We start from the raw sequence: 13401 nt of genomic DNA, 5'->3' as shown, positions 1-13401 counted from the left end.
CCCGCGCGATCGATCGGAAAGCGCTCTAGCCGCCGATCGGGGGGACAAGTCGCGAGGCCAGTCGTATGAGATCGGCCTGACGCCCGACGCCGGTTTTTGCGAATATCGCCTTGAGATGCGTCTTGACCGTCGTCTGCGCAATGCCGAGCTCGGCCGCCGTCTCGTTCAGCGTTCGACCCGCGAGCAGGCTGGCGACCACTCTCGTCTCTCCCCGCGTCAGATCGAAAGCCTGACGCAGGAGATCCGCGCCGTCATCGTCTTGCGCCGGCGAGCCGATGAACACGGCCGCCGTCGCCTCCGGCTTCAATCGCGTGCGCAACTCGCTGCCGATCAGAGGAAGAATGTGAGCGAAGACCGGAGAGCATTCCGGGGCGGTGAGATGAATCGCCACTCCAGCCTGCCCTATTCCAGCCTCGTCGCGGGCGGCGACCGCGATCGCAGTCTTCATCTCCTCGCGGGCGGGAGAGCGCTTTGCGCGCAGAATGCCGCGGACGCATTCGAGACAGCCGTCGCGTTGCAGCATTTTTTCCGCCGCGCGATTGACATGCAGCACCGCCGCGCGCTCATTGGTCAGGATCACGCCGCACCTCAACGCGTCCAGCGCCTCGGTCATTCGAGCCCGCTCGATCGTTCGCGCGTCCAACACATTGCTGATCGTGATCGCGCGCCGAAGATGCGGAAGCAGCAGCGCGGAGAGCTCGAACTCGCGATCGGCGAAGACGCCTCGACGCTCGTGCCGGGCGAGCACCAACTCGGAGAAATGAGCCGACTGTCTCATGAGAATCAAATGCGCCATGTCGACGAGGCCTTGCGGGGCCAGGCAGTCCCGCACGTAGCGAGAGGCTTCGACGTATTCGCGGGGAAGAATCCGAGATGCGACGAAAGGCTCGTTCGACCGAGGATCTCGCGCGAACCATTCATGCAATCGCGCATGGATTTCGGGAAGGTGCTTTGTCCGCTCCTTCAGCCAATCGGGCTCCCAACCCATGGTCTTATAGATGACCGCTCGGTCGTAACGAAGATCGTTCAGCGATACTATCGCCTTCTCGCATTCGAATTCCCGAGCGAGGGCCAGAAGCGTCGTTTCCCATCGGGACGGATCGAGCGCGCAATCATAGATCGATCCGATGAGATCGGACAGCAGCCGAGGCGATAGCGTCGCGAAGTTCGACTGTTCCATCTCAGATAATGAGCCACGATGAAATAGCCGAGCCGCAGTGCGGCCGTTTCGGCGCCGGCGAGAGAAGGCCTTCGCCTTGGTTTACGGCATTGTTTCCGCGGCGCCCGGCGATGTCAATGACTTATGCCGGGCTGGTCGAAGCAATCGGGTGAACGCAGGAAAAGGCGTATCCCCTTTAGGGGCTACCACATGCACACATCTCGAAATGCACAGCGCCGTCATGGCCGGGCTTGTCCCGACCATCCACGCCAAGCCGCGGAAACAGCTCGGGAAAGCGCCCGCGATCTGCGGATTTCGTATGTTGCGGCAAGTCGCGGAGCCTGTCCCCGCAACGTCGTCGCCGTGCCTAAAATTTCAGAAAACCTCAGCGTTACGGCATCCAGCAACAATTCTCGTTCACCCGATTGCCCTGCCGGACTGGTGGGGCTCGCGCTGATCGGTCGCGCGGGTCGGCGGCGCTCCCGTCCGACAGCGGGACATGAGGCGGCGCGCGGACGATTGCGCCGGCCCTGCGAAATGCCCTACACGAGCGCCCATGCTCTCGATCGACGATCTCACCTATCGACTGGGCGCCCGAGTCTTGTTCGACAAGGCCGGCGTCTTCCTGCCGCCGCGGGCCCGCGCGGGCTTCGTCGGCCGCAATGGCGCGGGCAAGACGACCTTGTTCCGGCTCGTCTGCGGAGAGATCGCGCCCGAGAGCGGAAGCATTTCCCTGCCTGCGCGGCTGAAGCTCGGCCGCGTCGAGCAGGAGGCGCCGGGAGGGCCGACGGCGCTCATCGACTTCGTGCTCGCCGCCGACGCGGAGCGGGCCGAGCTGCTCGCACGCGAAACCTCGGCGACCGATCCACACGAGATCGCCGAGATCCAGACCCGCCTCGTCGACATCGACGCCCATGCCGCGCCGGCCCGCGCCGGCGCGATCCTCTCCGGCCTCGGATTCGACTCCGAGGCGCAGAAGCGCCCGCTCTCGGAGTTCTCGGGCGGCTGGCGCATGCGCGTCGCGCTCGCCGCGGTGCTGTTCGCGGAGCCGGAACTGCTGCTGCTCGACGAGCCGACCAATTATCTCGACTTCGAGGGCGCGCTCTGGCTCGTCGATTATCTCTCGCGCTATCCGGCCAGCGTCGTCGTCATCAGCCACGACCGCGACCTGCTCGACGCCGTCGCCACCCATATCCTGCATTTGGAGCGCGGCAAGCTCACGCTGTATAAGGGCAATTACAGCTCCTTCGAGACGCAGCGGCGCGAAGCCCAGGCCCTCGCCGCCAAGGCCGGCAGGAAGCAGGAGGAGCGCCGCCGCGAGCTGCAGGCCTTCGTCGACCGCTTCCGCGCCAAGGCGACCAAGGCGCGTCAGGCGCAGTCGCGCCTCAAGATGCTCGCCAGATTGGAGCCGGTCGCCGCGATCGTCGACGACGAGTCGCTGCCGATCTACCTGCCCTCGCCCGAGAAGCCGCTGTCGCCGCCGATCATCACGCTCGACCAGGTCTCGGTCGGCTATGGCGAGCGCATCGTGCTTTCTCGCCTCACGCTCAGCCTGTCGAATGATGACCGCATCGGCCTGCTCGGCTCGAACGGCAATGGCAAATCGACATTCGCCAAGTTGCTCGCCGGCCGGCTCGAGGCGGCGAGCGGGCATGTCGTGCGCGCGCCGAAGCTCGAGGCCGGCTTTTTCGCCCAGCATCAGATCGACGATCTGAACGAAAGGGATACGCCCTACTCCGTGTTCGCGGCCCTGATGCCCGCCGCGCCCGAGGCGCGCATCCGCGCGCGGGCGGCGCAGACCGGCTTTTCCGGCGCGCGCGCCGATACGAAGGTCGAGCATCTCTCCGGCGGCGAGAAGGCGCGGCTGCTGCTCGGCGTCGCCTCGTTCCATGGGCCGCATCTGCTCATTCTCGACGAGCCGACCAATCATCTCGACATCGACAGCCGAGCGGCGCTCGTCGAGGCGATCAACGCGCATGAAGGCGCGATCGTGCTCGTCTCGCATGACCGTTACCTGCTCGAGGCCTGCGCGGACCGCTTATGGCTCGTCGACGGAGGAACGGTGCGCGCCTTCGACGGCGACGTCGACGATTATGCGCGGATGGTGCTCGGCCGCTCCGGCGGAGAGGGTCGCAAGGAGCGCGAGACGCGCGAGGACGCGCCTGAGAAGCGAGGGAAGCCCGCGCGCAAGGACGCCGGACAGGCGCGCCGTCGGCTCGCGGCCGCGGAGGAGCGGATGCAGAAGCTCGGCGTGCTGTTGGCGCGCGTCGACGCGGCGCTCGCGGATCCGCAGGCGTTCTCGCGCAATCCGCAGGAGGCGAGCCGTCTCTCGCAGCAGCGCGCCGAGCTCGCCGAAGCGCTCGCCGGAGCCGAGGAGCAATGGCTCGCGCTCGCCGACGAGGTCGAGCGCGCCTCAGGCTGAGGCGCGCGGCGCCGCCAGCAGATCGGCGTATTGCGGATTGCGGACGATGAGCTCGGCCACGAAGGGACATTCGGGCACGACCTTCAGCCCGCGCGCCCGCGCCCAATCCAGCGCGCCGCGAATGAGCTGCGAGGCGGCGCCGCGTCCGCGCAGCGGCTCCGGCGTGTAGGTGTGGACGAAGACGACCGAGTCCGGCGTCAGCCGATAATAGGCGACCGCCGTTCCTTCGTCGAAGTCCAGCTCGAAACGATCGAGCTCGACATTGTCGTGAATGGCGCCCTGCGCCTTGCCGCTCGGGCGGTCCAGATGGACGATCGAATTCATCGCGCAGTCTCCTGGAATTGCCCCCGCTCCCATCGCCGAGCCCCTGTCAAGCAAGACACAGGCCAGACATTCCGGCGGGATGATGCGCCTCGGAACGCGGATATAGGACGTCGTCCGTCGATTTTCCGTCAACGCCGCGCCCGGCCGTCGCTGTTTTCTGGCGCCGGCGACGGGAGGACGCCGCACGGCTGTTGCGCATGCCGCTCCGGTCGAGCTAAGGTCGGAGCGAATCCGTACGGCTGATTTGTTGCGACGACGGCTCGGGGCGCTCATGATCCGATTGGCGACGATGCTTTTTCTCTGCTTGGCGCTGGCGTCGCCCGCCCTTGCCGCGACGAAGATCGGCGGCGCGACATCGATCGAGAAGGACGTGCGCGGAGACACGGGCGCCGGCGCGCAGAAGCTCGGCGTGGGCGATGCGGTCTATGCCGACGAGGTGCTGACCACGGCGGCGGCGAGCCGCGGCAAATTCGTCTTCGACGATCGCACCGATCTGCAAATGGCCCCGTCCTCGCGGGTAAAGCTCGACAGCTTCGTCTATTCGGGAAACAAGGGCGTCGTGTTCGACGCGGCCAAGGGCGCCTTTCGCTTCGTCAGCGCGCCGGCCGGACACAAGGACTATAATGTCCGCACGCCCACGGCGACGATCGGCGTGCGCGGCACGGGCTTCGCCGTCCGCGTGATCGGCGGCCGCACCGACGCCCTGCTCTATTCCGGCGTCATCGAAGTCTGCAGCCGCGCGACCGGACAATGCCGTACGCTCGACGCGGCCTGCACCTTCGTCACCGTTTCCCGCTCCGGCGTCACGCAGCCCAAGGGGGTCGGCAAGAACGACTGGACCTTCGACTCGACCTGCCGCGTCCCGGGCCGCCGCGGCGACAATTCTCCGCCGGCCGGGGCGCCGCCCATGGGTCCGGGCGGGCCTTCCGGCGACGAGCCGCCGGCCCCGCCCTCCTTCGGCTTCGGCGGACCGTCCTTCGGCTTCACGGTCGGCTCGGCGATCGGCGACGGCGAATTCGCCGATCCGGTGCCGATGAACGGCGCCGGCTTCCTCGGCGGCCTGCGCCTCGGCTACGACTTCCAGCCGACCCCGGACATTCTCGTCGGTTTCGAGACGGATGCGCAATATCGCAGCGATCTCGGCGGCGGCAGCAACGGCCATGGAACGATCTCGGGCGTTCGCGGCGGCTATCTCGGCACGTTTCGCGGCCGGCTCGGCTATGTCTTCGAGCGCTGGCTGGTCTACGGGACCGGCGGCCTCGCCTATGGCCACATATTGGCGCCGCGAAGCTTCTCCGGCGCCGGCGTGATCAATTCCTTCCCGACTTATGGAACCAGCCAGAGCCATGAATTCGTGCCGGGCTGGACGATCGGCGGCGGCGTGCAATTCGCCCTCGCGCCGGGCCTCTCGCTGCGCGCCGAATATCTCTATATTCGGCTCCAGCACACAAATCCGACCTATATGACCACCGCCTCGCCGATTCCGGCGGAGGTCTGCACCAAGACCGCAATGCACGGATTGCGCGTCGGCGTCGATTTCGGTTTTTCCGCCCTCGATCTGCTGACGCGGCCCGCTCACTGAGGATATCTCCTCGCCGTCCGTGTGGAGCGATTGCCGTCTCTCCCGCGAGCGCCTATAAATTCCCAGCGTTCCGCCGAGGCGGCGCGCTTCATGTCCCGCCAGCCGAAGATATCGACATGCCCTGGAGCAATCAAGGCGGTCCGCGCAAGCCCAACGACAATAGTCCTTGGGGACAGCAGAATCCGTGGGGCTCCCCCGGCGGCGGACCCCCGGATCTGGAGGAGCTGCTGCGGCGCAGCCAGGAGGGGCTGCGGCAGATCCTGCCGTCCGGATTCGGCGGCCGCGGAATTGCAATTCTCACGCTGTTGACCCTGCTCGCTTGGCTCGCCAGCGGTTTCTATACGATCGGCCCGAACGAAGTCGGGCTCAATATGATCTTCGGCAAATATCGGGGGAAGACCCAGGCTGGCCTCAACTATAATCTGCCGTCGCCGGTCGGCTCCGTCGTCAAGCTCGCCGTGACCGACCGCAATGTCATCGATATCGGCTTCCGCGAGCAGCCCGCGACGCGCCGCGGCGGGGTCCAGAGCCCCGAAGCGCCGGAAGAGAGCCTGATGCTCACCGGCGACGAGAATATCGCCGATGTGAAGTTCCGCGTGTTCTGGCAGATCGATCCGGCCAAGCCCGAGGAATTCGCCTTCAATGTCGCCGATCCGCCGGCGACCGTGAAGGCGGTGGCCGAGAGCGCCATGCGCGAGATCGTCGGCCAATCGCAGATCCAGAAGATTCTCACCGCCGACCGCAAGCTGATCGAGCCGGCGAGCCAGCAGCTGATGCAGAAGGTGCTGGACGATTATCACAGCGGCGTGCTGGTGCTGCAGGTGCTGCTGCTGTCGGTCGACCCGCCGGCCTCGGTGATCGCCGCCTTCCGCGACGTGACCGCCGCCCAGCAGGATTTGCAGCGCCTCGGCAACGAGGCCGAGGCCTACGCCAACCGGGTGGTGCCGGAGGCGCGCGGCGCGGCGGCGCGCATTCTGCAGGAGGCCGAGGCCTATCGCGAGCAGGTCGTCGCCGAAGCGCGCGGCCAGGCGGCGCGCTTCGACCAGATCTACGACGAATACAGGAAGGCGCCGGCCGTGACGCGCCAGCGCCTCTATCTCGAGACAATGGAGCGCGTGCTCGGCGGAGCCGATAAGGTGATTGTCGATGAAGCCGCGTCCGGCGGCGGCGGCTCCGGGGTGGTTCCTTATCTGCCGCTGCCCGGCTTCACGACCCAGGGAGGCAGAAAGTGAGAGGCGTGTCCTTCCTTCTCGCGCTGTTGGTCCTCGCGGGACTGATCGCCGCCAGCGGCGCGCTGTTCACCGTCAGCCAGACCGAGCAGGCGCTGGTGCTGCGCTTCGGCGAGCCGGTCGCCGGCCGCGGCCTCGTGACCCAGCCCGGCCTGCACTATAAATTCCCGATCGTCGAGAATGTGATCTACCTGGACAATCGCATCCTCGATGTGGAGAGCCCGGGCCTCGAGGTGCTCGCCTCGGACAATCAGCGGCTCGAGGTCGACAGCTTCATCCGCTATCGCATCGTCGATCCGCTGCGCTTCTACCAATCGGTGGGCGGCATCGCCGGCGCCAACAACCAGCTCGCCTCGGTGCTGAACTCGGCGGTGCGCCGCGTGCTGAGCGAGGCCAATCAGCGCGAGATCGTGCGCGACGAGCGCGCCGCCCTGATGGTGCGCATCAAGGAGCAGGCCAATCTCGAGGCGCGCAAATTCGGCGTGACGGTCGTCGACGCGCGCATTCGCCGGGTCGATCTGCCGCAGCAGATTTCCGAGAAGGTTTATGGGCGGATGCAGACCGAGCGGGCGCGGGAGGCGGCCGAATATCGCGCCCAGGGCGCCGAGCAGGCGCAGAAGATCACCGCCAAGGCCGACCGCGACGTGATCGTGCTGAAAGCCGAGGCGCAGCGCGAGGCCGACCGCCTCAAGGGCGAGGGCGACGCCGAGCGCAACCATATCTTCGCCGACGCTTTCGGCAAGGATGCGGATTTCTTCTCTTTCTACCGCTCGATGCAGGCTTATGAGACCGCGCTCAAGACCGGCGACACGCGCTTTCTGATCAGCCCGCGCTCCGAATTCTTCCGTTATTTCGGCGCGGCGGGCGGCAAAAGCGGCGAAGAGCCGACGCCGTCCAAGAAGTAATTTCGGGTCACCGATCGAAAAGGTAAGGTAAAGAACCGAATACGCCTAACTCTCGCCGTTTTGCTGGCAGAGTGCCGTTGGCGCGGCGATCCGGACCCCCGCCCGAATGTACCCGGCCTCTTCCCCGGCCGCCGCGCGGACATGGAGCGCCGATCGAATTGCACGCGCCCGAACACGAAACGCGCCTCAGGAGAGCAAGAGTTATGACATCAGCCGCCAGCGTTTGGTTCCTCTCGGCGCGACGAGCGCGGCGCGCGCTCGCCGCATTGCTGCTCGTCCCCGTCCTCGCCGGCCTGCCGGCGATCGCGCCCGCGGCGGCCAAGGGCCCGGACTCGCTCGCCGATCTCGCGGTCACCGTGCAGGACGCGGTGGTCAATATCTCCGCGACGCAGACGGTCGACCCCAAATCCACGCAGAAGGGCGGACCCGACGCCGGCCCTGGCGGGCCGCCCGGCACGCCCTTCGACGATCTGTTCGAGGAATTCTTCCGCCGCCGCCAGCAGGGCCAGAGCGTCCCCGAGCTGCCGCGCCCACGCAAGTCGAGCTCGCTCGGCTCGGGCTTCGTCATCGATCCGGCCGGCATCATCATCACCAATAATCACGTCGTCGCCGACGCCAATGAGGTGACGGTGATCTTCACCGACGGCCAGAAGCTCAAGGCCGAGGTCCTCGGCAAGGATCAGAAGGTCGATGTGGCCGTGCTGAAGGTGAAGCCCGACAAGCCTCTGAAGTCGGTCAAATTCGCCGACAGCGACAAGGCGCGCGTCGGCGACTGGGTGCTCGCGGTCGGCAATCCGTTCGGGCTCGGCGGCTCGGTCACGGCCGGCATCGTCTCGGCCCGCAACCGCAACATCGACAGCGGTCCCTACGACAACTACATCCAGACCGACGCCTCCATCAACAAGGGCAATTCCGGCGGCCCGCTGTTCAACATGGACGGCGAGGTGATCGGCATCAACACGGCGATCCTGTCGCCCTCGGGCGGCTCGGTCGGCATCGGCTTCGCGACGCCGTCCAACACCGTGCAGCCGGTCATCGAGCAGCTGCAGAAATTCGGCGAGACGCGCCGCGGCTGGCTCGGCGTGCGCATTCAGAAGGTCGACGACGCGATCGCCGAAAATCTCGCGCTCGGCCAGCCGCGCGGCGCGCTGGTGGCCGGCATCGACGACAAGGGGCCCTCGAAATCCGCGGGCCTCAAGGCCGGCGACGTGATCGTCAAATTCGACGGCAAGCCGATCAAGGAGTCGCGCGATCTCCCCAAGCTCGTCGCGGCGACGCCGGTCGGCAAGGAGGTCGAGGTCGTCATCATCCGCGGCGGCAAGGAGCTGGCCAAGACGATCAAGCTCGGCCGGCTCGAGGATGGGGAGAAAGTCGCCTCGAACGGCGCGCCGGAGGGCGGCTCCACCGACAAGCCCTCGTCGCAGAAGGCTCTCGGCCTCGAGCTGTCGAGCCTCTCGGACGAGCTGCGCAACCGCTTCCAGATCAAGGACGCGGTCAAGGCCGGCGTGCTCATCACCGGCGTCGATCCGCGCTCCGACGCGGCCGACAAGCGGCTGCAGCCGGGCGAGATCCTGCTCGAGATCAATCAGGAGCCGGTCGCCGATCCGGCCGATGCGGTCAAGAAGGTCAAGGCGCTCAAGGACGGCGGCAAGAAATCGGCGCTGCTGATCGTCGCGAATGGCCAGGGCGACACGCATTTCGTCGCGCTGAGCATCGACTGACGCCGTAGAGCGTCCGATCGAACGGAATCGTTCGATCGATCAGAATTCGCTCGAAAGAAAGAAGGCTGGAGCGTTATCCGATCCAATTGGATCGGATAACGCTGGCGCAGGCCCCCTTCTCCCGCTTCGGCGGGAGAAGGGCAATTCCTCCTTCACGTTCCGCGCGGCTTCGCCCTCGTGGTCGGCGCGGCCTTGGCCGGATCGTCGGGCCAGAGATGGCGCGGATAGCGGCCTTTCATCTCGCGCTTCACCTCCGCCCAGGAGCCGGCCCAGAATCCGGGCAGATCGCGCGTCGTCTGGATCGGGCGATGCGCCGGCGACAGCAGCTCGAGCGTCAACGGCGCCCGCCCGCCCGCCAGGGTCGGGTGGACCGAGAGGCCGAACAGCTCCTGCACTCGCACCGAGAGCAGCGGCCCGTTTGCCGCGGCATAATCGAGCGCATGGCGTGAGCCGGCCGGCGTCTCGAAAAAAGCCGGCGCCTCGCGATCGAGCCGGCGCGTGAGCTCATAAGGCGCGAGAGCGGAGAGCGCGGCCTCGAGATCCTCCGCCGTGATGGCGGCGAGGCTCGCGCGGCCGATGACAAAGGGCGCGAGCCAGTCCTCGGCGCGCGCGGCGAGCCCCTCGTCGGAGACATCCGGCCAGATGTCGCCGTCCGCGCGGCGCAGGAAGGCGAGCCGGTCGCGCAGCTGCATCTGCGCCTTGCTCCACGGCAGCCGTCCGATCCCGAGCGTCGCGGCGCCGCGCGCGAGGATCGCCGCGCTCTCCTCATTCGGCTCCGGCGGCAGATTCTGCTCGGCCAATCGAATGGCGCCGAGCCGGCGAAAGCGCCGCCGCCGCAAGGCGCCGCTCGCCGGATCGAACAGGGTCTCGTCGCGCGTCTCGATCCGCTCGCCGCCGAGACGCTCGACCTCCTCGGCGCCGAGCGCGCAGGCGGCGAGCACACGGGCCTGGGCGGCGCGGCCGGCGACCTCGGCGATCGCGAGGAAAGGCGCGCCGGCGAGCGGCTCCTGCGGCGCCACGGACGCGGCGCGCCCGCTCGCCATCAGAAATTCGCCGCCGGAGCCGCGCGCCTTGGCGATGCGATCGGGAAAGGCCATGGCGATCAGCGCGCCGTCCGAAAGATCGGCGGGCGCGCCGCCAGCGGCCGCCGCGCGCGCCTGCTTCGCCCATGACGCCGACAGCCGCCGCGCGTCGCGGGCGCGGCGCGAGCCGTCGGAGCGGAAGCGCTCCAGCCTTTCGGAGAGATCGCAGGAATTGCCGCCGAGGCCGCGCTCGGAGAGCAGCAGGGCGAGATCGGCGGCGCGCTCCGCCTCGCCATGGCGCGCCGCCGCGAGCGCCATGCGCGCGAGCCGCGGCGCGAGCGGCAGAGCGCGCATCGCCCGCCCGAGGGACGTCAGCGCGCCGGCCTCGTCGAGCGCGCCGAGCGCCCGCAACAGCTCGACCGCCTCCGTCCAGGCGGGACGCGGCGGGGGATCGAGGAAAGGGAGCTTGCCCGGATCGTCGACGCCCCAGGCGCGCAGATCGAGCGCGAGGCCGGAGAGATCGGCGGCCAGAATTTCCGGGGCGGCAAAGGCGGGAAGCGAAGCCGTCGCCGCCTCGTCCCACAAGCGATAGCAGACGCCCGGCTCGGTGCGACCCGCCCTGCCCCGCCGCTGGTCGACCGAGGCGCGCGAGGCGCGCACCGTCTCGAGCCGGGTGAGGCCGAGATCGGGCTCGAAGCGCGCGACGCGGGCGAGCCCGCAATCGACGACGATGCGCACGCCTTCGATGGTCAGCGAGGTTTCGGCGATCGACGTGGCGAGCGTGACCTTGCGCCGCCCCGGCGCGGCGGGCGCGACGGCGAGGTCCTGGTCCTTGCGCTCCATTGCGCCATAGAGCGGCGCGACGTCGACGTCGCCGGGCGGGCCGCGCTCGGCGAGCAGCGCCGCGACGCGCTGGATTTCCGCCTGGCCGGGCAGGAAGACGAGCAGCGAGCCGCGCTCCTCGGCGAGGGCCCGGCGCAAGGCGCGCGCCACCGCATCCTCGATGCGCTCATTGGCGTCGCGGCCGAGATAGCGCGTCTCCACCGGAAAGGCGCGGCCCTCGCTCTCGACGATCTCGGCTCCGCGCATCAAGGTCGCGACGCGCGCGCCGTCGAGCGTCGCGGACATTGCGAGGATGCGCAGATCCTCGCGCAGGCCGGACTGCGCGTCGAGCGCCAGAGCGAGGCCGACGTCGGCGTCGAGCGAACGCTCGTGGAACTCGTCGAACAGGACCGCCGCGACGCCCTCGAGCATCGGATCGTCGAGGATCATGCGGGCGAACACGCCCTCGGTGACGACCTCGATGCGCGTGCGCGCGGAAATTTTGGATTCGAGGCGCATGCGCAGACCGATCGTCTCGCCGACGGGCTCGCCGAGCGTCGCCGCCATGCGGCTCGCCGCCGCGCGCGCCGCCAGCCGGCGCGGCTCCAGCAGCACGATCTTGCCGCCCTTCGCCCATGGAGCCCCGAGCAGGGCGAGCGGAATGCGCGTCGTCTTGCCGGCGCCGGGCGGCGCGACGACGACCAGATTGCCGCGCGTCTCCAGGGCCGTTTCGATCCGCGCCAGGACGTCGTCGATCGGCAGGCGGTCACTGAAGACGCGAGTCAAGCGCGCCCCCGGCGCGCGCTCGCGCTTCTCGATGATCTCCTCATGGACGCTCTCGAATGGTGTCGCTCTCCGCCGTCATAGGGACGGCGCCCGCCCTTGGCGAGTCCCGAGTAGCGACGCCCTATTCGAAGGTCGTCTGGAAGCGCACGATCGCTCGCGCCATCGGGCGCGTCGGCAGATAGCAGAAGGAGTTGGTCGCGATCTGCGCTTCCTTGCAATGGTCGTGATCGGCGTTCCACTCGTAGCCGAGCCGCTGCATGCAGCCGACGATGTAATCATGCAGCACTCTGCTGTTCTTGTGCCGCTCCTCGGGCAGCTTGCTCTCGCCGTCGAGCTCGCAGTCGGTGACGTCGACCTTCAGGCCGGCGAAATACCGCCCGGAGCTGCTGGAGGTGACGAAGATGAGCTCGGTCGCGACGAGGAAGGCGAGGCCGATGGCGAAGGCGACGCGCGATTTGAACTTGCTCTCGAAATAATCGACCCCGAGGAAGGACAATGCTCCGAGCGCCAGCAGCCCACCCCCGAGGATGAGCGTGAGCGGCGCGACAAAAGCCGCAATATCCTCGTTCATCGGCGCCTTTCTCCAGTCTGTTCCGACAGGGCGCCGCATCCCCTCTTCGTCTCATCATAAAGTGGAGCGGGTCCGAAGGGACGGCAAGCGCGGCGCCCAAAAACCGAGCTTAGCCGCGCCGCCGCCGTTTCGCTATTCGAATCTCAGCTGCAGTGCAGTAATGGCGCGGTCGAAGGAGCCCGTCGGCAGGTAGCAATAGGGATTGGTGGCGACCGCCGCGTCTTTGCAATTGTGGTGGCCGGGCGACCATTCATAGCCTGCGTCCTGCATGCAGGCGCGAATATGCTTCTGGATGACCTCCGCGTCGGCGCCGAGCCGCGCCTCGGGATGAGCGGACTCGCCTTCGAGCTCGCAGGCCGAGGTTTGCACCTGCTGCGCCTTGAAGAAGGAGACGCTGCTGCCCGCCAGCACGACCTCGAGCGCGCCGAGCACCGCGAAGCCGGCGACGAGCGAGGCGATCGCCTGCGTCTGCGAGCGCAGGAAGCGGATGTCGATGAAATAGAGAATGCCGCCGGCGACCAGCGCGCATCCGATGATGAGCGCGAATGGGGTGACGAAGACCGAAAGATCCTGATTCATTACGTTCCTCCTGCTCCGAGAGCGCGACCGCCCTCGTTCGGCGGTCAGATCGATCGCCGAATTCACGCAGGAGTCATCAGCCTCTTCGGCGGTTATAGGGGGCACCCCATCCCCTGGCGCGGAGCGCTGCGCGACCGCGACCTTGTGTAAAAAAATCGATACAGAAGGGCGGGTGGAGCGTCAATGCGCGGCGAAAGGCCGACAGGGCTCTGAATCCGGGTTAACGGTCTGAGGCTTCCAAGGCGATGGCGAGATAATCCTCGCGCCAGCTGGCGATTT

General features: G+C 67.6%; 10 protein-coding genes and 1 riboswitch. Of the genes, 5 read left to right on the top strand and 5 right to left on the bottom strand.

Translation table 11 applies throughout. The features are described from left to right. Positions 1-25: 25 nt before the first annotated feature. A complete protein-coding gene (locus K3F48_RS02860; RefSeq protein WP_222573899.1) occupies positions 26-1180 on the bottom strand; it encodes a helix-turn-helix transcriptional regulator in 1155 nt (384 codons plus the stop codon). Between the two features lie 535 nt (positions 1181-1715). On the opposite strand from K3F48_RS02860, the gene K3F48_RS02855 reads away from it, so the two are divergent. Continuing rightward, the gene (locus K3F48_RS02855; RefSeq protein WP_222573898.1) at positions 1716-3581 is read left to right on the top strand and encodes an ABC-F family ATP-binding cassette domain-containing protein; all 1866 of its coding nucleotides are present in this window, start codon (positions 1716-1718) and stop codon (positions 3579-3581) included. Here the strand turns inward: K3F48_RS02855 and K3F48_RS02850 are convergent. After that, positions 3573-3905, bottom strand: coding sequence for a GNAT family N-acetyltransferase (locus tag K3F48_RS02850; RefSeq protein ID WP_222573897.1), 333 nt, complete (start codon positions 3903-3905; stop codon positions 3573-3575). The two genes, K3F48_RS02855 and K3F48_RS02850, sit on opposite strands and share 9 nt — an antisense overlap. A 289-nt stretch (positions 3906-4194) precedes the next feature. Here K3F48_RS02850 and K3F48_RS02845 point away from each other — a divergent pair, with 289 nt between their 5' ends. From K3F48_RS02845 to K3F48_RS02830, 4 genes are all read left to right on the top strand, one after another. After that, positions 4195-5487: a FecR domain-containing protein gene (locus K3F48_RS02845; protein WP_222573896.1), complete on the top strand. Its 1293-nt coding sequence runs from the start codon at positions 4195-4197 to the stop codon at positions 5485-5487. Between the two features lie 116 nt (positions 5488-5603). Beyond that, positions 5604-6719, top strand: a complete 1116-nt coding sequence (gene hflK / locus K3F48_RS02840) for an FtsH protease activity modulator HflK (protein WP_222573895.1) — start codon at positions 5604-5606, stop codon at positions 6717-6719. Next, a complete protein-coding gene (hflC, locus tag K3F48_RS02835) occupies positions 6716-7621 on the top strand; it encodes a protease modulator HflC (RefSeq protein WP_222573894.1) in 906 nt (301 codons plus the stop codon). The genes hflK and hflC overlap by 4 nt, the downstream gene beginning before the upstream one ends. 203 nt (positions 7622-7824) lie before the next feature. Further along, entirely contained in the window at positions 7825-9342 is a 1518-nt protein-coding gene (locus K3F48_RS02830) for a Do family serine endopeptidase (protein ID WP_222573893.1), read from the top strand. Between the two features lie 152 nt (positions 9343-9494). Here K3F48_RS02830 and hrpB read toward each other — a convergent pair whose 3' ends face one another. The 3 genes from hrpB to K3F48_RS02815 all read right to left on the bottom strand — a co-directional run bounded on the left by hrpB (position 9495) and on the right by K3F48_RS02815 (position 13122). Next, positions 9495-11972: an ATP-dependent helicase HrpB gene (gene hrpB / locus K3F48_RS02825; protein ID WP_222573892.1), complete on the bottom strand. Its 2478-nt coding sequence runs from the start codon at positions 11970-11972 to the stop codon at positions 9495-9497. A gap of 121 nt (positions 11973-12093) precedes the next feature. Continuing rightward, entirely contained in the window at positions 12094-12543 is a 450-nt protein-coding gene (locus tag K3F48_RS02820) for a hypothetical protein (RefSeq protein WP_222573891.1), read from the bottom strand. Positions 12544-12675: 132 nt separating this feature from the next. Further along, on the bottom strand, positions 12676-13122 hold the full coding sequence (locus K3F48_RS02815) for a hypothetical protein (protein WP_222573890.1): 447 nt from the start codon (positions 13120-13122) through the stop codon (positions 12676-12678). A gap of 60 nt (positions 13123-13182) precedes the next feature. Beyond that, positions 13183-13245: riboswitch (Fluoride riboswitch) on the bottom strand. Between the last annotated feature and the right edge of the window lie 156 nt (positions 13246-13401).

This window comes from Methylosinus sp. Sm6 (assembly GCF_019802345.1).
Taxonomy (GTDB): Bacteria; Pseudomonadota; Alphaproteobacteria; order Rhizobiales; family Beijerinckiaceae; genus Methylosinus.
The sequence above is the reverse complement of the archived record's forward strand: the minus strand, read 5'-3'. Positions and strand labels throughout refer to the sequence as shown.